The organism is Kribbella voronezhensis (assembly GCF_004365175.1).
GTDB lineage: Bacteria > Actinomycetota > Actinomycetes > Propionibacteriales > Kribbellaceae > Kribbella > Kribbella voronezhensis.
Map to the genome: position 1 here is coordinate 4,853,369 of NZ_SOCE01000001.1, position 19,545 is coordinate 4,872,913.

Annotated in this window: 10 protein-coding genes; 4 read left to right on the forward strand and 6 right to left on the reverse strand. The window is 67.4% G+C overall.

What is annotated here, in order from left to right; all coding sequences use genetic code 11:
• Window positions 1–406: 406 nt before the first annotated feature.
• Both EV138_RS22750 and EV138_RS22755 read left to right on the forward strand, forming a co-directional pair.
• Window positions 407–6,046 carry an Ig-like domain repeat protein gene (locus EV138_RS22750; protein WP_133980817.1) on the forward strand — a complete coding sequence of 1,880 codons (5,640 nt, stop codon included), beginning with the start codon at window positions 407–409 and terminating at the stop codon, window positions 6,044–6,046.
• A gap of 210 nt (window positions 6,047–6,256) precedes the next feature.
• On the forward strand, window positions 6,257–7,111 hold the full coding sequence (locus EV138_RS22755) for a class I SAM-dependent methyltransferase (RefSeq protein ID WP_166678658.1): 855 nt from the start codon (window positions 6,257–6,259) through the stop codon (window positions 7,109–7,111).
• Between the two features lie 374 nt (window positions 7,112–7,485).
• Here the strand turns inward: EV138_RS22755 and EV138_RS22760 are convergent, their stop codons facing one another.
• The 3 genes from EV138_RS22760 to EV138_RS37680 all read right to left on the reverse strand — a co-directional run bounded on the left by EV138_RS22760 (window position 7,486) and on the right by EV138_RS37680 (window position 12,910).
• Window positions 7,486–10,137 carry a hypothetical protein gene (locus tag EV138_RS22760; RefSeq protein WP_133980819.1) on the reverse strand — a complete coding sequence of 884 codons (2,652 nt, stop codon included), beginning with the start codon at window positions 10,135–10,137 and terminating at the stop codon, window positions 7,486–7,488.
• Window positions 10,134–11,903, reverse strand: a complete 1,770-nt coding sequence (locus EV138_RS22765; RefSeq protein ID WP_133980820.1) for an HSP90 family protein — start codon at window positions 11,901–11,903, stop codon at window positions 10,134–10,136. Before EV138_RS22765 ends, EV138_RS22760 begins: the two co-directional genes overlap by 4 nt.
• Window positions 11,904–11,974: 71 nt before the next feature.
• Complete coding sequence (locus EV138_RS37680; RefSeq protein WP_202866797.1) at window positions 11,975–12,910, reverse strand: hypothetical protein; 936 nt, start codon at window positions 12,908–12,910, stop codon at window positions 11,975–11,977.
• A 133-nt stretch (window positions 12,911–13,043) separates the two neighbouring features.
• On the opposite strand from EV138_RS37680, the gene EV138_RS22775 reads away from it, so the two are divergent.
• Window positions 13,044–14,189, forward strand: a complete 1,146-nt coding sequence (locus tag EV138_RS22775; RefSeq protein WP_133980821.1) for an Rv2578c family radical SAM protein — start codon at window positions 13,044–13,046, stop codon at window positions 14,187–14,189.
• 352 nt (window positions 14,190–14,541) lie between these two features.
• On the opposite strand, the gene map is transcribed toward EV138_RS22775, so the two are convergent.
• Window positions 14,542–15,309, reverse strand: a complete 768-nt coding sequence (gene map, locus EV138_RS22780; RefSeq protein WP_133980822.1) for a type I methionyl aminopeptidase — start codon at window positions 15,307–15,309, stop codon at window positions 14,542–14,544.
• A gap of 178 nt (window positions 15,310–15,487) precedes the next feature.
• On the opposite strand from map, the gene EV138_RS22785 reads away from it, so the two are divergent.
• Window positions 15,488–16,042, forward strand: coding sequence for a 23S rRNA (adenine(2058)-N(6))-methyltransferase Erm(C) (locus EV138_RS22785; RefSeq protein WP_133980823.1), 555 nt, complete (start codon window positions 15,488–15,490; stop codon window positions 16,040–16,042).
• A 46-nt stretch (window positions 16,043–16,088) separates the two neighbouring features.
• Here the strand turns inward: EV138_RS22785 and EV138_RS22790 are convergent, their stop codons facing one another.
• Window positions 16,089–17,825 (reverse strand): ABC transporter ATP-binding protein, encoded by a 1,737-nt coding sequence (locus EV138_RS22790; protein ID WP_133980824.1) that lies wholly within the window; start codon window positions 17,823–17,825, stop codon window positions 16,089–16,091.
• On the reverse strand, window positions 17,822–19,543 hold the full coding sequence (locus EV138_RS22795) for an ABC transporter ATP-binding protein (RefSeq protein WP_133980825.1): 1,722 nt from the start codon (window positions 19,541–19,543) through the stop codon (window positions 17,822–17,824). The genes EV138_RS22790 and EV138_RS22795 overlap by 4 nt, the downstream gene beginning before the upstream one ends.
• Window positions 19,544–19,545 lie beyond the last annotated feature (2 nt).

Below are 19,545 nucleotides of genomic sequence, written 5' to 3' on the forward strand. Positions count from 1 at the left end.
TGACCAGGCCGGGTTCGTGCTCTGCCGGGCCGGCCGTCGAGCTGCCGCGAAAATGCCCCCGGCGAAAGGTCACTTGCTGCGCAGGCGCGGCGACGCCCTGGTCCTGCCCACTTCGGGACCAATGGCCCTGTGTCGGGCAGGAGGGCCAGCGTCAAATCGGAGAACCGGTAGCGACTGCGCCGCCGGCATGGGGAGGGGCATCATGAGATGGTCAAGGGGTACGAAACGAGCCGGCAGCAGAGCTGGCGGTCGCACCAAGAGGTTGTCTGTCGCCCTCCTGGCCGCGATCGTGTTCTGCGCGATGACGAGTCCCCCGGCGTTGGCCGGGCAAGACCAGAACGCACGGAGAACGACGCAAGCCGCTCAGGTTTCGTCCGCGCCGACGAGTCCCACCGACGAGTCGAAGGTGCCACACTATTTCGGCCCCTATCCCAACTGGGCCAACAGCCCGCAAGTACTTTCCGACGCCATCGTCACCATCACCAACGGCGGCGGCACCGGCGCCGAGGCACGGGCGACGGTCGACCCGAAGACGGGCGGCATCACCGCGGTGACCGTTGTGAGTCCGGGCAGCGGTTACACGAGCGCCCCGGACGTCGCCGTCACCGCGGCGGGCGTGACTCCCACGCCCGCCCAGGCGACGGCCGTCATCTCTCTCGGCGTCGTCAAGAGCATCGCGGTCGACGAGGCGGGCTTCGGTTTCGTCGCGCCGGCGGTCACCATCACGGGTGGCAACCCGACTCCGGGTTCCGAGGCCACGGCAGTTGCCAGTGGCGGCGTCGACGACCTCACGCTGACCGATGGCGGATCCGGCTACACGACCCAGCCTGTGGTCGAGTTCAGCCTGCCGGACCTACCGAGCGGAACGCCGGCCACCGGTACGGCGACCATGGACGCCGCCGGTGTGGTCAACGGAGTCACCGTGGTGACCCCGGGCACGGGGTACACGTCAGCGCCGAGGGTCACGATCCTCGATGCGAACCAGGTCAACCCCACGGCAGCGACCGTCAAGGCCACACTCGGCATCGCCCAGATCGATGTCACCGATGGCGGCCAGGGATATGACTCCGCTCCGACCGTCACGATCAACGACACGGTCGGCGTGGCTGACAAGGGCGCCAGCGCGACCGCGACGGTGGCCGTCAAGGGCGCCGTCACCGACATCAACGTCACCGCCCCTGGCGCCGGCTACCTCACGCCCGGCCTGAAGAAGTTCGTCGACACACTGCCTGGACTGGGACCGAACGCCGCGAACGACCTCGGCCAGTACATCCCGGTGGCGGTGCCCGACACCACCACCTATCCCGGCACTGACTACTACGAGATCGCGGTCGTCCAGTACCGGATGAAGTTCCACCGCGACCTGCCGGCCACCCTGTTGCGCGGCTATGTCCAGCTGTCGACCAGCGTGGTGCCCGGCAAACAGATTGCCCTGAGCAACGCCAACCTCGACCCCGCCATCGCGGACACTCCGATCACGGCGTACAAGGGTGTGGACAATCCCCACTACCTCGGCCCGACCATCGTGGCCAACAAGAACAGGCCGACCCGGATCCTGTTCCGCGACCTGCTCCCGACGGGCGTGGCCGGGAACCTGTTCCTGCCGGTCGACACCTCGCTGATGGGTTCGGGCGTGGGTCCGGACGGTGTGACGCTGGGCGCGAACGGAGTACCGAACGACCAAGCCCAAGATCAAGGCTCTGTGACCGACGGGGTCCGGAATCCGGCGTGTGCCGACATCCCGAAGCCAGCCGGAAAATGCTATTCGGAGAACCGCGCCACGCTGCACCTGCACGGTGGCATCACCCCCTGGATCAGCGACGGCACGCCGCACCAATGGGTCACGCCCGACGGCGAGAACACCGCGTACCCCAAGGGCGTCAGTGTGAGCAACGTTCCCGACATGCCCGATCCGGGCCCGGGAGCGGAGACCTTCTTCTACACCAACCAGCAGAGTGCCCGGCTGATGTTCTACCACGACCATGCCTGGGGCATCACCCGACTGAACGTCTACGCCGGTGAGGCCGCCGGCTACCTGCTCACCGACCCGATGGAGCAGAGTCTGATCGCCCCAGGAGGTGCTCTCGCGGGCCTGGGCCTCGGCGACCCGTTGATCGTCCAGGACAAGAGCTTCGTCCCGAGTGCCGCCCAGATGGCGAAGGTGGATCCGACCTGGGACGCGGCCAAATGGGGTGGCGAGGGCAGCCTGTGGACACCCCACGTGTACATGCCCGCGCAGAACCCCGGCTCGCCCTCGGGGATGAGCCCGTTCGGACGCTGGATGTACGGCCCCTGGTTCTGGCCACCGGCAAAGGACGCCAAGTACCCGCCGATCGCCAACCCGTACTACGACTCCGCCTGCGATGCTGACGTCCAACCGTTCTGCGAGCCGGCCCAGATCCCGTCGACCCCGAACGTCTCGGTCGGTATGGAGGCATTCAACGACACGCCGATCGTCAACGGCACCGCCTATCCCACCACCACGGTGGATCCGAAGTCCTACCGCTACCGGATTCTGAACGCGGCAAACGACCGCTTCTGGAACCTGTCCTGGTATGTCGCCGACTCGACCGGAACCGAGGTCGCTCTCAAGAAGGCCGAGGTCGACGCGGCTCAGACCGATCCGGTCGTGTTCCCGACGCCTGATACCGCCCAGAGCCCGAAGGGCCCGAGCTGGGTGCAGATCGGCACAGAGGGCGGCTTCCTGCCTGCTCCCACTGTCGTTCCAGCCCAGGAGACCACGTGGATCACCGACCCGACCCGCTTCGACGTCGGCAATGTCGACAAGCATTCGTTGCTGCTGGCACCGGCCGAGCGGGCTGACGTGATCGTCGACTTCTCGCAGTACCGCGGGAAGACGCTGATCCTCTACAACGACGCTCCCGCCGCGTTCCCGGCGCGAGTGCCCGGCTACGACTACTTCACCGGCGGCGCGGACCTGACGCCGTCCGGCGCACCGCCGACCCTGCCGGGCTACGGCCCCAACACCCGCACCGTCATGCAGGTGAAGGTCTCCACAGCGGCGCCGGCGATCGCGTTCGACCGGCCCAACACCACCAGTGACCGGATGGGCGCCCTCGTCACCGCGTTCGCTCATCACGCCGATGGTTCAGGCGTCTTCGAGTCCGGATCCGACCCGGTCATCGTCGGACAGGACGCGTACGACTCTGCTTACGGGACGAACTTCGTGGCCAACGGCTACTGCAACAGTCCCACCAACCCCACCGCGAAGTGCGACGGGTTCGCACGGATCGCCGAGCAGGGCGGCGACCAGTTCAAGTTCGACACCCTCGGCCCGAACAAGGACGGAACAGGTACCCAGCTTTCAATCCCCTTACAGGGCAAGGGCATTCATGACGAGATGAACTCGGCCAACTTCGACGAATGGGGGCGGATGACCGCCAACATGGGACTCGAGGCACCAGGCGCGACACCGCTGCTGCAGAACATCATCCTCTATCCCTACGTGAACCCGGCGACCGAGACACTGGACTCGACCGGCCTGCCGGGCAGTCTCGACGTCACGCCGATCTCGTCGGCCGCCGACGGGACACAGATCTGGAAGATCACCCACAACGGAGTCGACACCCATCCACTGCACTTCCATCTGTACGACGTGCAGGTGATCAACCGGGTCACCTGGGACAACATCATCATTCCTCCAGAGCCGAGCGAGCTCGGCTGGAAGGACACGGTGCGGGTGAGCCCGCTCGAGGACACCATCGTCGCCGTACGGCCAATCGTGCCGACGCTGCCGTTCGGAGTCCCCGACAGCCACCGTCCGCTCAACCCGATGATGCCCATCGGCGCCAAGGGGTCCCTGAACGGCCCGAACGGGACCGAAGCGGGCTTCAACAACACCGATGCCGGCGGCAACCCCATCGCGCCGATCGAGAACGTGGTCGCGAACTTCGGCTGGGAGTACGTGTGGCACTGCCACATCCTCAGCCACGAGGAGATGGACATGATGCGGCCGGTGACGGTTCACGTCAGTCGGGCTCTGCCTGCTGCACCTGTTCTGTCGTTCACCCGCGGCAGCACTGATCTCAGCTGGACCGACGGCACACCGGTCGACTACACGAAGCCGGCCACGTGGACCAACCCGGGCACTGCCGAGGTCGGCTATCGCGTTGAACGGGCAGAGGTCACCGATGGGGTACCTGGGGCGTACACGAAGATCGCGGACGCCGTCGCGAATGCCACCGCCTACACCGACAACCCAGCCGACCCGACACTCACCTACAACTACCGGGTAACAGCCTGGAACGCTGCTGGTGATGCTGCCTCCAACGTTGTCACCGTCGAAGGACTGCCCAAAGCCCCGACCGGGTTGACGGCAGTGGTCCAACCGGCGCCACAACTGCCGGCCGGCTCCCAGGTCGCCGTGAGTTGGGTCAACAACGCCAGCAACGCGGTGAGTGTCGTCGTCGAACGAGCCGTGGGCACCGGAACCTTCAGCGTGCTGGCGACAGTGGCTCCGACTGACACCGGCTACATCGACACAACCGTTGTCCCGGGCACCTACCACTACCGGGTCAAGGCGGTGAATCCGATCGCGTCGTCTGCCTACGCGGGCCCAGCCTCTGTGGATGTTCCGCAGCCTGGATCCACATCGGTGCTGCTGAATGCTCCCAACCCGTCCTCGGTCGGACAGGACGTGACGTTCACCGCGACGGTGAGCCCACTGCTGGCCAGCGGTCTGCCGACCGGTGACGTCACCTTTACCGTCAACGGGACGACCACGAAGGTTGCGCTCGACGTGACCGGCGTGGCGACCTACACGACGAACTCGCTGCCGGCGGGCTCGCACACTGTCACAGCCGACTACAGCGGCGACAGCGTGTTCCTCGCGAGCTCGGCATCCACAACCCAGACGGTGAACAAGACCGCGACCACGACCGTCGTGGTCAGCAGCATCAACCCCTCGATCTCTGGCGGGCCCGTGACCTTCACCGCGACGGTCACACCCTCCACCGCAACAGGGACTGTTCAGTTCACCATCGACGGCGTCGGCGCCGGTGCCCCAGTTCCGCTGATCGGCGGAAGCGCGACCTACTCGACGAGCGGGCTCGCTGTCGGGGCGCACCTGGTCTCCGCCACCTACGGCGGCGACCCTGCCTATCTGGCCAGCAGCAGTACGCCGCTGACCCAGAGCGTCGGCCCGGCGCTGCGCGCGACCTCCACGGTCGTGACCAGCAACCGGACACCGGCGTCGACCTTCGGGCAGAACGTCACCTTCACGGCCACCGTCAGGCCACTGAGCGGCACCGGCATTCCGACCGGCAGCGTCCAGTTCAGCATTGACGGCGCCAATGTCGGCGGTGTCCTGACACTGAGCGCCCAAGGAAGGGCGACGTACTCGACCGCGACTCTGTCGGCCGGTAGCCATAACGTCATCGCGACGTACAGCGGCTCGACGGTCTTCGCGGGCGGCGGAAGCGCGACGGTCACCCAGGTCGTCGCCCAGGCGGCCAGCGCAACCGTCGTGACGACCAGCCGGACTCCATCCGTCTCCGGCCAGACAGTGACGTTCACCGCCAGGGTTACCCCGTTGGCAGCGGCCGGAGCTGTCCAGTTCAGGCTCGACGGCGCCGACGTCGGCGGCCCGGTAGCCACGGACGCAACCGGTAGGGCCCGGCTCGTGATCAGCACCCTGCCTGTCGGGGCGCACACGGTCTCGGCCGCCTACAGCGGCAACGTCAACTACCTGCCCAGCACAAGCGCCGTGCTCACCCAGACGGTGAACAAGGCAGCGAGCAGGACAGTTGTCCAGAGTAGTGGCAGTCCAGCGACGCGGGGCACAACAGTCGTCTTCACCGCGACCGTCACGGCGGTAGCACCAGGAGCCGGCATCCCCACGGGAACGGTCCAATTCCGGATCGACGGTAGAGCCGTAGGGACCCCAGCATCGATCAACGTGGCCGGACAAGCGGCCTACGCGACAAGCACTATGACCGTGGGCAACCACACCGTCTCGGCCGTATTCAGCGGTAACGGCGCCTTCAACCCGAGCACCAGCGCCAACATCACCCAGCGAGTCCGGTAACCCAGCAACGGGCCAAGAGACGGGAGGGCAAAGAGCGGCCCAACTGCTCCCCGGAAGGTGGGACTGAGTTCCGCAGTCCCACCTTCCGGGGACCTGTATTCCAGGCACCCATCCGACGAGCGAAACCTGACGATGGTCGGCCTCGGGCAGTTGCACACTGACACTCTGTACCGATCAACCAGCGCCCGACGATCACGAGAGGTTGTGAACGTGGCGTATTCGTCCACCGACCACAAAGCCGCAACCTGGAAATCGCGATGCGCCGTCGGCGGAGTTGGTCGTATTGTCTCGGCCATGTCGGAGCGAACTGCGTCGCGGATTGTGCTTGACAACCAGAGGTACTGGGAGGCGCTGGCTCCGCACCGCAAAGGAGAACCGGTCGAGTCCGTCCGGTCCGGCAGCGTGCTGAACGAGAACGAGCGGGCCGCGGTCGGCGATGTTCGAGGGCGCCGGGTCCTGCAGCTGGCCTGCTCGGTGGGGGACGAGGCGCTGACGTTCGCTCAGATGGGGGCAGATGTCACCGCCGTCGACCTTGCGCCGAGCCACCTGGCTACGGGGAGGGCGAAGGCCGAAGCTTTGGGCCTGGTCGTCGACTTTCGAGAGCAGGACATGATGAAGCTGGACCAGGACGTCACTGGGTTCGACCTGGTCTTCATCTCCTGGGGTGGCTTGTGCTGGGCACCAGACATCGACGCTTGGGCACGGCTGATAGCCAAACGGATCAATCCTGGCGGCTCGCTGGTGATCAGTGAGCATCATCCCTTGTGGGAGGTGCTTACTGTCGCGGGCGATGGTCATCTGAGCGTCAGCGGCGACTACTTCGGTTCGGGTCGCGACGGTTATGCCGACCCACTCAAAGCACCGGAGATCACCAGGACGCTAGGAGTTCCGGATCTTCCGCACAGGAGTTTTGTCTGGAGTATCGGCAGCGTCGTCAGTGCGGTGCTGGCGGCGGGCATGACGGTTCGGTCGTTGCAGGAGTTTGCCGAAGCCGACATGTACCCCGGTCTCGGCGACGCCGATGCTTGTATTCCGGCGACCTATCTCCTGACCGCAGTCCGCTGACTTCCTGTGGTGACGGCTGTGAGAACAGACAGCCGGCCCACTATCTGACGATGGTCCGGCTGGCCGATCAGGTCGTTGCGAGTGTTGCGCGTACCGCAGGGACCCTGCGCGAGCGGTCATCGGCTGGGCCGGGGTAGCCACGTCGAAGTCGGCGATGAGGGAGCAGACGTCCGCGGGCTGGGGGAGTCAGACGACGCAGGAGGCGCGGCGGGTCTGTATCCCAGCCGCGACGCAGGAGCCGGCCTGCAGGGTGGGAGGAGTCAGGCGACGCAGTAGCCTGCGACCGGGTGGGCTATTCCAGCCGCGACGGAGGAGCCGGCGTGGAAGGGTGGGTGGAGACGGCCGACGTAGGAGGCCGCGACTGGGCGGGCGTATCAAGCTTGTAGTTGCTTCTCCAAAGCTTCGGCTTCGGCAGTGCGACCGAGGGTGCGTAGGCGGTCGGCCAGGAGCCAGCCGGTGCGGTGCCAGGACTCGTCGCCGGTGGGGAGGGTGGTGAAGATGTCCTGGAGCATGGTGGCGTCGGTGGTGCCGTGTTCGGCGATCAGGAGGCGGGCGTTGAGTAGTTGCCCCTCGAAACCACCGCGTTCGTAGTACTCCGCTGCGTTGCGCGCGTGCTCGACTGCCTCGCTGATGGAGCCCTGCTGCATCTTCAGCATTGCCAGGTCCCAGTGGATCCCCGCCTGCTGGAAGAGCACGGGCTGCTCGGCAGAGGGGAGCGATTCGAGTACCGGCCGCGCCCGGTCGAGCAGTTGGTCCACCACGTCGAAGTCACCGGCGTACCGGGCGGACTGTGCAGCCAACCGAACCGCTTGCACGTAAGCGAGTGGCAGTTCGGCCGCCTCGAAGTGCTCGGCTGCGGTCAGGAAGATGTCGACGGCTTCCTTGTCGCGGTCCATCCGTTCGAGCAGCAGGCCCTCGTCCTGGCGGAGGTTGCCGAGCCATTGCGGGTGCGCGTCGACCGGTGCCTCGGCGAGCAGGAGGCGTACCTGCGCCAAAGCGGAGTCCAGCTCGCCCAGAGCTCGATAGGCATCAACCAGTACGCCGCGTACGTCGGCTTGGAGACTCGCGAGCGACGGATCCCGCAGTACGGGCAGTGCCTCTTCGCCGGTTTCGGCCGCTTCGAGGGTACGACCGGTGAGCAGGTAGGCGCGAGCGAGTTCCAGGCGACAGATGGCGATGTGTACTTCGGCGTCGGGGGCGCCCGTCGCCAAGGCGATCGCTTCCTCCAGATCGGCGACGGCCTCGTCCGGCCTGTCCAGGGCGATCCGGATCCAGCCGCGCTGGCGGTACGCGAACGACCTGGGCAGCTCGTGCCTGGCAACGACCCCGGCAGTCGCCGCGCTCTCAGCCTCCTCAAGCTGTTCGCGCTGGATCAACAAGTTGCACTGGAGGATCCCCGCGGCCGCGCGCAGGTCGTCCTCCGTGTCGGGCGCAGCACGGAGAATCGTCAACTCCTGCAGGGATTCCTCGACCCGACCGGCTTGGGCAAGCAGCGTGGCGAGCGAGTACCGCCAGCCTCCCTGGCGTCGGGGTTCGTCGTTGTCGATCAGCCGGCGCAGCGGTTCCTCACCGGTCGCCAGCGCCTCGTTGATCCGTCCGGCTTCGCCCAGAACCCTTGCGATCCGGCCGCGGTCGCGCAGGAGCCGGACCTCCTCACCGAGCTCGGAGTACAGGGCGAGCGCCTCACGCCAGGCGTTCACGGCCTCCTCGTCCTGGCCGATCGACGACAGGCCACGACCGTCGAGCAGGCGCGCCTGGTCGAGCTTGGTCCGCTCGCTCTCGGGCACTTCGCGCTCGAACGCCTGCCAGGCCGCGATCGCCTGCTCCCGACGATCGTTCTGCCACTCCTCCTCGGCCCGATCGAGCCAACCGCTGCCGGACGGATCAGGGCCGACGGCAACTTCTTCTACAGCCACAGCCTGGGCTTTGGTTCGCGCATGGGCACGCCGAGCGGTCTCGGACAACGGCAGGTACTCCAGCCACGGCTCGGCCTCGAGCACAGAGCGGATCTGGTCGCTCTGATGGCTGGTCCCGTTCCGTACGTCGAACTGTGCCGCCAACTCCAGCGCCCGCTCCGCCAACTGGGCGGACAGTTCCGCCGACGCGATGTCCGGTTCCTGCGGACGCCGGATCATCAGATCGACCCGGCTCAGCGCCAGCGCGGCCGCGGCAGCAAAACGCATCTCGGCGAACGGGCTGGGTGGGTCCGCGAGATCGGTGAGGTGACGCTCCACCAGTTCGACAGCGCGCGTCTCGTTGCCGGTGCGGGCGCAGAAGAGGACGTGTTCGGCGTATGTCTCCAGCTCGCCCGGGTTGTTGCGCAGCTTCCGATAAGCCCGCCGATGCGCATCGACGGCCTCCGAATGCATGCCCTCGGCAACATAAGCGGGAAGCAGTGTGGTCAGCAGTTGCTGCGGCTGCTCGTTACAGGTCAGTTGGCCGTCCAGTACGCCGACCGCGAGCGCCAGCGCGTCGGCCGGCTGCCCGATCTCGATCAGGTGCCGCGCCTTGCCGGTCGGGTCGCAGCCGATGCAGTCGGACAGGTCGTCGCGCGGCGTGGTCGACCAGAGCCGGAACTCCTCGGCCGCCGCGGCCGCATCGCCGATGTGGTTCGCGACGAGCCACCGGTAGTGGTGGACGACCTGCATGCTGTGCCCGCCGGCGCGCCACCTTCGCTCCATGTCGTCCAGTACCGCGTAGGTCTGGTCGAGCGAGACCTCGGGAAACTTCGCCAGCGTGTTGGGCGTGTACTTGAAGCACCACAGGAACGTGTGCTCGTGGCGCTGAAACTTCCCCGGATCCGCGTCCCAGTCGGCCACACAACGCGCGAACGGCACGAGCAGCTTCCGCGGCTCGCCGCCCATCACGTACGCCGTGACGAGCGTGAGCCGCGCGAAGAAGGCCAGCTCTTCGTCGGTGGACGCGTCCGCCCGGCGTACGACGTCCTCCAGCAAGGCCGAACGCGCTTTCCCGTACGGCGTACTCATCGCGCGGTCGAGTCGCTCGAGCAGGTCGTCGTCGCTCATTTCGGGTCCTCCTGGGTCGGGACAGCCTGATCCAGCAGGCCGAGGAAGGATCGATTCACCAGTGCGGAGTCCGCCGGGCCGATCGGGTGGTAGCCGAGCATCAGAGCGTGCCCGTAGAGGCCTTCGACCGCGAGACGCGCGAGCTCGGGATCCGCCAGGCCGGCCATCCGGCGTACGAGGGGACTGCGATGGTTCAGGACGAGTTGCGGGCGGCTGTCGTCATGGGTGTCGAGGGCACCGAGTACTTCGGACCACAGCGCGTCGGCCTTGCTCTTCGTGGACCGCAGCTCGGCGGCGAACTGGGCGGACCGGTCGACCAGATAGATCGCCGGCAGCCCAGCGGGGTCGAAGGCACGGACGACGACCTCGCAGCCGACCGCATCGAGGGCCTCCTGGGCCAGCCGGACGAACGGCCTGAGCGCGAGCTCGGTTTCCGGGTCGAGACTGTCGAAGCTGGTGCTCAGCTCGGTCGGATCGAACCGGCTGACGGCCAGGCCCGGTACGACGTCGGGCAGCCGTTCGAGCAGTTCGGAGTCGTAGGTGTAGCCACCGTTGACGACCGTGAGTTGCTGGGCGGCGGCGACCGCGGCGAGCTGGCGGAACTCCTCGATCGTCGCGGCGTACCGGATCTCGCCGTACCGCTCGTGCAGTTCGGCCGAGGTCATCCGGCCGTGGTTGGTCTCGAACTTGAGCCAGCGGTGAACCAGCCGGAGCAGTTCGTCGTCGTGCAGCGCGAGTGCCTTCACGCCGAGCTGGTGGATCGCCAGGAAGCGGTCGAGCTTCTGCGGATCCGTGCTGCCGAGGCGTACCAGCCAGCCTCTCAGCTGTGCTCCGAGAGCCTCGCGGGTTTCCTCGAGATTGCCGTCGTCGAAGAGCGCCTCGCGGCTCGCGGTCGGACGCAGCTCGGACGTGTCAATGACAGCCCGGACGAAGAACGCCCAGTCCGGCAGGAGACCCTCGACACCCTCGGCCAACAGCATCCGCTTGAGGTAGACGCGGTGCGTGGCGCGCTCGGCCGGGTTGGCGGGGAAGGGCAGCACGAAGGCGACCCCGGTGAGTCCGGCTGCCGGGTTGTTGAGTGGAATGACGTCGAACGGGGTGAACCCGAGCTTGTCCTGTGCATACCCGACGAGCTCGGCCCGTTGAGTCGCCCCGGTGTTCTCCCAGGGCGCTTTGCCTTCGGTGACCCGCTCACCGTCGACGCGGATCTCGAGCGGGAGCAAGGCACCGAAGAGCTTGATCAGCTCGATGACGGTGGCCTGCTTGAACCATTGTTCGGCACCACGGCGAGCCTTGAGCGTCACCGTAGTACCGGTTTCTTCGGCCGGGTCTGCCTCGCTGATGGTGTAGCGGCCGTCCGCCGTACCGACCCAGCGGGTGGTCGGACCGGCGGTGGGGTGCGTCAGTACTTCGATCTCGTCGGCGACCATGAAGGCCGACAGCAGACCGATGCCGAACTGGCCGAGGAACTCGGTCCGCGCGAACCCGATCTCGTCCCGCTTCGAACTCCGCCCGATCGTGGCGAGCAGTTCCCGTACCTCGTCAGGTCGGAGCCCGATCCCGGTGTCGGTGATGCTGAGCCGATCCGGGCCGGTCCGTACGTCGATCCGCGCGGGCGCCTGTGGCTCAGCGGCCTGCCGCGCTGTGATCGCGTCCACGGCGTTCTGTAGCAGTTCTCGCAGGTAGACCCGCGGACTGCTGTACAGGTGATTGCTCAGCAGATCGACGATCCCGTGCAGATCAACCTGGAAGTTTTCGCTCCCCATCCCCAGCCTCTCGCTCCACCCCGGCTGCCACACGGTACGCCATCACAGGGGCTGGGTCTTCTCCGTATCCGTCAGGGGACGCGGGGCAGGAAATGAATCCACTTGAGGACGCGAGCACCCAGTTTGGCGGTGCTCAGATGGCTTTCGGCCGCTTCGAGGACCTTGGTCTGACCCTTGAGCTCGGCCAGATCCTCCGACAAGGCGATCGGACGATTCGAACTGTCGTGCACCCGTACTTCGGCGGCGCGCTCGCGGCACTTGTTCACGGCGACGCCGGCGCCGAGGCCGTCGAGCAGCAGGTCGGACATGTCCTTGTCGGCCAGGTCGGACGTCTTCTCGGCGAGCTCGTTCATCGTGAAGGCGCACTGGGCGATCGCCGCACCGGCTCTGGTCCTGCCCTTGAGTGCGTCGATCAGCGCTGTCTTTCCCAGCGAGGCGATCTTGGCGACGACCAGTGCGTGCGCCTCCCAGCTGAGGCTGAGCGGAAGATCGATCGTCCATTCGAGATCGGCGGTGGGAATGCTGGTGGTGATCACGTCTTTCGGTGGCAGCAGGGCCCTGGTGGTGAAGACGTTGCGAAAAGACGTGATGTCCAGGGTGGGCGACCAATGGGTGACGCCTGCGGTGGTTCTCCCGTTGTTGTGCAGCACCCAGACCGCGTCGCTCTCGTTCCGCAGATAGGTGGCCGTGCCCGCATCGTTGACACAGGCAACGATCTTGTCGACGTACTCGAGCTCCGCGGGTGTCTCGGTCATGATGTCGAGGCCGTGACCGTAGTTGCCCGGGCAGTCCTCGTCGGGCACCTGGTAAGTGGCGCGTTCTGGCCGCTCCGAGCTGGGCTCGGACGACGGCGGCGACGGCGGCGTCCAGGTCGTTGACGGCGGCGGGAAGCCGCCCGTGTCTGTGCCTCCGCCCGTGCCTCCGCCGCCGGTCTCCTTGCCGCCGCATGCGGACAGACAGAGTGCGACCAGCAAGATGAGAGCGACGCCCCGCGTAATGACCTTCATGTCGAACCCCCCGGTCCTGATGATTGTGACTGTAGGTCACGACACCCGCTGACGGAAGGTGACGGCTGCTCCTTGGTGGTGGGTCACTGCTGACCGACTTGAAAGGTTGGCGAACATATGTTCGACTGTCGTCATGCGATGGGCTGGACAGCAGATCGACGCGGAGACCCCGGGGGCACTGCCGGGGTTGGGGTCGATCGCGGGCCTGGTGCGGAGCGTGACGACGCCGGAGTTCCGCGGGGTGACGTTCCACGAGGTGGTCGCGAGGTCGGCGCTCAACTCGGTGCCGGGCACCGGGCTGCCGTTCAACTGGACCGTCAATCCGTACCGCGGATGCACGCACGCCTGCCGTTACTGCTTCGCCAGACCGACCCACCGCTACTTGGAGCTGGATCAAGGCCTGGACTTCGACCAGCAGATCGTGGTGAAGACCAACATCGCCGACGTACTGCGCCGGGAGCTCGCCAGACCGTCATGGCGCGGCGAGCAAGTTGCCCTGGGCACCAACACCGATCCCTATCAACGGGCCGAGGGCCGCTACCGCCTGATGCCCGGCATCATCGAGGCGCTGGCAGACTCCGGTACGCCGTTGTCGATCCTCACCAAGGGCACGTTGCTCAAACGCGACCTCGCCCTGCTCACCGCGGCCGCCGAGCGCGTGCCGGTCGGAATCGGCATCTCGTTGGCCCTCGGAGACGAAGACCTCCGCAAACGCCTGGAACCAGGCGTCCCCTCGGTACGCGGCCGCCTCGACCTGATCCGCGCAGTACGCGAGGCCGGCCTGCCCTGCGGTGTGATGGTGGCGCCCGTCCTCCCGTGGATGACCGACTCCTCGGATCAGCTCGACGCCTTGCTCGGTGACCTGGCGGACGCCGGCGCGACCGGAGTGACCACGCTCGTCCTGCACCTACGACCCGGCGTGAAGGAATGGTTCATGGGCTGGCTTGCTCAGGAACGCCCGGACTTGGTGAAGCGCTACGAAGACCTCTACTCCCGCGGCACCAACGCGTCGCCGAGCTACCGCCGAGCTTTTCAAGACAAGGTTCGTCCATTGCTCGACAAGCACGGCTTCGGATCGTCATCCCGCCACCGCTCCCGCGCCAACAGCACACCGGTAACTCCGCGCAAGCAACTCGGAATCGTCGACGTCCCGGGCAACGGCTCAGAGTCCGGCTGGGGAGAACCAGACCCCACCCACGCCCGCTTCCGAGGACCCCGCAAGCGTGCTGCTCCGGTCCCAGCAGTTGGCCCGGATCTCAACCAGGACACGCTTTTCTAGTACTTCCCACGCACCTCCTACGTCGGTGCTCCCGCCCACCCGGGTGCGCGGCTCCTGCGTTGCGTGGGGCTTCGAGCGCCCCGGGTGGGCGGTTCGTTGCCCAGCATCCAGCGGGTTGCGGCATCTGGCCAGCCAACTGCGCTTGCAGCGGCGACGCAGGAGCCGCGTTTCTGGGAGGGTGGGAGCGCCGACGCAGGAGGTGCGTGGGCCTTCGAGCGCCCGGGGTGGGCGGGTTCGTTGCCCAGCTATCCGGTTGGCGTGCGGCATCCGGCCAGCCGACTGCTTTCGAAAGCGCGACGGAGGAGCCGCGCACCAGGGCGGGTGGGAGCGCCGACGCAGGAGGTGCGTGGGTTCAGCGTTGCGTGAGGATCTGAGGCCCGGCGTCGGTGATGGCGACGGTGTGTTCGGCGTGGGCTCCTCGGGTGTGGTCGGCGGAGCGGAGGGTCCAGCCGTCTTTGTCGATGACGTAGACCGAGCCGGGGCCGTGCCAGAACCAGGGTTCGATGGCGATGACGTGCCCGGGGCGGAGTTTCAGGCCGCGGCCTGGTTGGCCGCCGTTCGGTACGTGTGGGTCCTCGTGCATGCGCCGCCCGATGCCGTGGCCGCCGAAGTCGAGGTTGGTGCCGACGCCGGCACGCTGGCCGACCGCGCCGATCGCTGCACCGATGTCGCCGAGGCGCGCGCCCGGAACCGCGGCGGCGATCCCTGCTGCCAGCGCCTCCTCTGTGGTGGCGATCAACTCGAGGTCCTGCGCGTTCGGCGTACCGACGATGAAGCTGGTGGCGGAGTCGGCGCACCAGCCGTCGATCGAGGCGCCGCAGTCGACGTTCAGCAGGTCGCCGTCGGCGAGGCGGAGGTCGCTGGGCAGGCCGTGCAGTACTGCGTCGTTCACGGAAGTGCAGATGACACCGCTGAACGGGATGGTCGCGAAACCGGGTTGGTACCCGTCGAAGAGCGACACGGCCCCGGCGGATCGGAGTACGTCGCGGGCGACCTCGTCCAGTTCGCGGAGCGAGACGCCGACGGCGGCTTCCTTCTTCACCGCGGTCAGCGCCGTGGCGACGACCTGGCCGGCGGCGCGCATCCGATCGATCTCGGCCGCCGTCTTCAAATCGACCATCTGCTTCTTCCTCAACCTCACGTGATAGTTATACCGGTACTACTATCACGCTCGCGGTGCGACCTCGGTTCTCCGGACGGGCGGCCGAGCCGCAGCTGTGCGGAAAATCCTTTGTGTGCTGAGGATTTCGGGCCTTAGGGTCCAGGCATGGCTATGAACTGCTTTGTGATGGTCCGTCGTGCCCGGCTCCGGGCAGGCGAGGGGTGCCTGGGGATGGCATCCGCTCGATAGTCGTTGGGCCCAGCGGGTCGTGGACTCGGCCGGGATCAGTCCCGGTGAGCTCGTCCTCGATGTCGGAGCCGGCCTCGGCGCGTTGACAGCGCCGCTGGTTCGGGCCGGGGCTCAGGTGGTCGCCGTGGAGCTCCACCCTGGTCGTGCCGATCGGTTGCGCCGGCGGTTCGCGGATGCACCGGTGACGGTGGTTCGTGCTGATGCCGGCGATCTCCGGTTGCCCAGCCGACCGTTCCGGGTGGTCTCCAGTCCGCCGTACGGAATCTCCACCTCGTTGCTGAAGAGGTTGCTCGCGCCGGGGTCACGCCTGGTCTCGGCCGACCTCGTCCTGCAGCGCGCGGTGGTGAACCGGTGGACCGCCGGTGCCGCACCAGGGGCCGCCCGCTGGTCGCAGTACTACGATCTTTCGATCGGGATTCGCCTTCCTCGTAAGGCTTTCACCCCACCGCCACACGTCGATTCCGCTGTCCTGCTCATCCGTCGTCCTACTCGCAGAACATGAGAGGCCCCGCCTTCCTGAAACAAGAAGGCGGGGCCCAACTACCGGATCAGCCGTGCCAGGAGTGCCAGAGCGCGGCGTAGGAGCCGTTCTGGGCTACCAGGTCGTCGTGGCTGCCTAGTTCGGTGATTCGGCCGTCCTCGACCACGGCGACCCGGTCGGCGTCGTGGGCCGTGTAGAGGCGGTGGGCGATCGCGATCACGGTCCGGCCTTCCAGTACGGCGGCCAGCGAACGCTCCATGTGCCGCGCGGCCCGCGGGTCGATCAGTGAGGTCGCCTCGTCGAGCACCAGCGTGTGCGGATCGGCCAGCACCAGGCGCGCCAACGCCAACTGCTGCGCCTGGGCCGGGGTCAGCGTGTGCTCACCCGAGCCAACGCGGGTGTCCAGACCGGACGGCAACGCCAGAGTCCACTCCCGCGCGTCCACTGCTTCCAACGCCGCCAGTAGCTGGTCATCCGAAGCATCCGAGCGCGCCATCGAGAGGTTGTCCCGCAGTGTGCCGACGAAGACGTGGTGCTCCTGGGTGACCAGCGCGACCTGCTTGCGCAGCTCGTCCAGGGGCAGCTCGGTCATGCCGACGCCACCGACGTTCACCGATCCGGCCCGCGGCGGATGGATCCCAGCGACCAGGCGGCCGAGTGTCGACTTGCCGGCACCCGACGGGCCGACCATGGCGATCCGCTCGCCCGGCTGAACCACCAGGTCGACGCCGTGCAACACGTCGCGCCCGTCGACGTACGAGAACCGGACGTCGCGCGCCTCGACCAGCTCGCCGTTGGGCCTACGGCCGGAAGGCGTCCGGTCGTCCGGCACGTCCGTGATGCCGATCAGCCGGGCGAGCGAGGCACCGCCGATCTGTAGCTCGTCCATCCAGGAGAGCAGCCGGTCCACCGGGTCGATCAACTGGTTGACGTAGAGCACGCCGGCCGTGACCGCGCCCAGCGAGACGTGCCCGCCGAGGTGCAGCCAGCCGCCGAACAACAATGTCCCGACGACCGGAACGAGGTACCCGATCTCGACCACCGGAAAGTAGATGGTCCGGAGGGACAAGGTGTACCGCTCGGCGTCGTACGAGCCGCGGATGTCCTTGTCCGACTGGCGCACGCGCTGCTCGTACCGCTGGAGAGCCTCGACCGTCCGAGCACCCTCGACCGTCTCGGCGAGCGAGCTCGTCATCTGCGCGTACGCCGCGTTCTCGCGCAGGTACCCGTCCTTCGCACGGCGCAGGTACCACCTGGTGCTCAGCGCGAGCACCGGGACGAGAGCGAGCAGCGGCACGAGCACCCACACGCCGACGAGCAGCGCGGCACCGACCGTGAACAACACAGTCACGAAAGCGACAATCGTCTCCGGGATGGCCAGACGCACTGTCTTCGACAGGGCGTCCACGTCCCGCGACGTCCGAGTCAGCAGATCGCCCGTGCCGGCGCTCTCGACTGTCCCGATCGGCAGCGCCAGCGCGTTGTCGACGAAGTCCTCGCGCAGCTCGGCGAGCACCTCCTCACCAAGCGCGAACGAGCGGAACCGGGCCCACCGGGTGAGCAGCGACTGCACCACCACGAACACTGCGATCACCAGGATCACTTGGTTGACCTTGCTCGCGGTGGTTCCGTGCTGCACGTCCTCGACCAGTCCACCGATCAGCCGCGGGGCGACCAGACCGGACACCGCGGCCAACGCGTGCAGGCCGAGGGCGACCAGCAGGGCCCGCGGGTGGCGCCGGGCCAGACTGCGCGCATACCGGCGGACGTCCGCCGAACTCGCGACAGGCAGGATCTGTCTCACGCCGGCACCTCCTCGTCCTCGGTCTGCCTGGTCACTGTGCTGCGGTACTGCGGTTGCTCCTCGAGCAGCTGCCGATGCTTGCCAACAGCAACCACTCGTCCGTCCGCGACGAAGATCACCTCGTCGACACGATCCAGCAGCAACGGGCTGGAAGTCAGTACTACGGTGCTGCGGCCGGCCCGGTGCTCCGCCAGCCGCTCAGCGATCCGCATCTCCGTGTGCGCGTCCACCGCGGAGGTGGGCTCGACCAGCACCAGCACCGACGGATCGGCCAGCAGAGCGCGAACCAGGATCAGCCGCTGCCGCTGCCCACCGGAGAACGAGCGGCCCTTCTCCTCGACCTCGGAGTCGAGCCCGTCCGGCAACGCGACCAAAACGTCCTCGGCCGACGCCGTCCGGATCGCGGCCAGCAACTCCTCATCCGTACGCCGGTGTGCCGGGTCGAGCTCGTCGCGCAGGGTCCCGGTGAACAACTGAGTGCCCGTGTCGCTCACCAGGATCCGCCTGCGCACGTCCGCCCGGGTCGCGCTGGCCAGCGTGACCCCGCCGTACCGGACCTCGCTGGTCTCGTCGTAGCGGCCGAGGCGGTCGGCCAGCACTGCGGCGAGGTCGGCCTCGGCGGACACGATCGCGGTGAGCAGGCCCTCGCGGGCGCGGATGCCGGAGACGGGGTCGACCAGGTCGCCGCGGTCCGGCAACGTGACCGGCTCGGCCGGATCCACCACGTCGGGGGTCAGCACCATCACCCTGTTCACCCGGCCGGCCGCGACCAGGCCGCGCATCAGCTGGTTGGCGAACTCTGTCGCCGTCCGCAACGGCAGCACCAGGAACATGGCATAGCCGTAGAAAGCAAGCAGGGTGCCGGCGCTCAGCTCACCCTTCAGCGCGAAGTGGGCGCCCAGACCGACGACGGCCACCACGAAGATGCCCGGAAGGAGAACCTGGGTGGCGTCCAGGGCGGACTGGATCCGGGCCACCTGGACACCGGCCCGGCGGACACCCTGCGACTCGTCGCGGTAGCGCCGGGAGAACGAGTCCTCGCCGCCGATGCCACGCAGTACGCGCAAGCCGGAGACGATGTCGGAGCCGAGGGAGTTCAGCTCGCCGACCGCCTGCCGCTGGGCGAACTGCTTGCGGTGCAACGGCCGCAGCATCGGACCGAGCGCGAACAGCATCACCGGGACACCGATCAGCACCACGAGACCGAGCACGGTCGACGACTGCAGCAGGATCACCGCGACCACGGCGAAGGAGACGATCGAGCCGGCGAACCGGGCGCAGACCTCCATCAGATTGCCGATGTAGGACAGGTCGCCCGCGCCGATGCTGACCACCTCGCCGGTGGCCAGGTTCTTCGGCAGGGTCGCGCCGAGGTCGGCCGACTTCCGCGTCACCACCTGAACCGTCCGATACGCGGCGGAGAGCCAGTTCGCCACGGCGAACCTGTGCCGCATGATGCCGGCCAGCGCCTGCACGACCCCGACAGCGGTCAGCGCGACGGTCCACAGCACCAGCCGCTCGCCGTTGCGATCAGCGACGCCCTCGTCGATGGCCTTGCCCAGGATCGCGGGGATGAAGGCCTGTGACCCCATCCACAGGATTCCGAACGCCATCCCGCCCAGGAGCGTGGTCTTCTGACCGCGCGCCACCCACCACAGATAGCGGGCAGGCGAACGGTGATCGGGCGTACCGGGATCGGCCACAGGAAGCTGTTTCATAG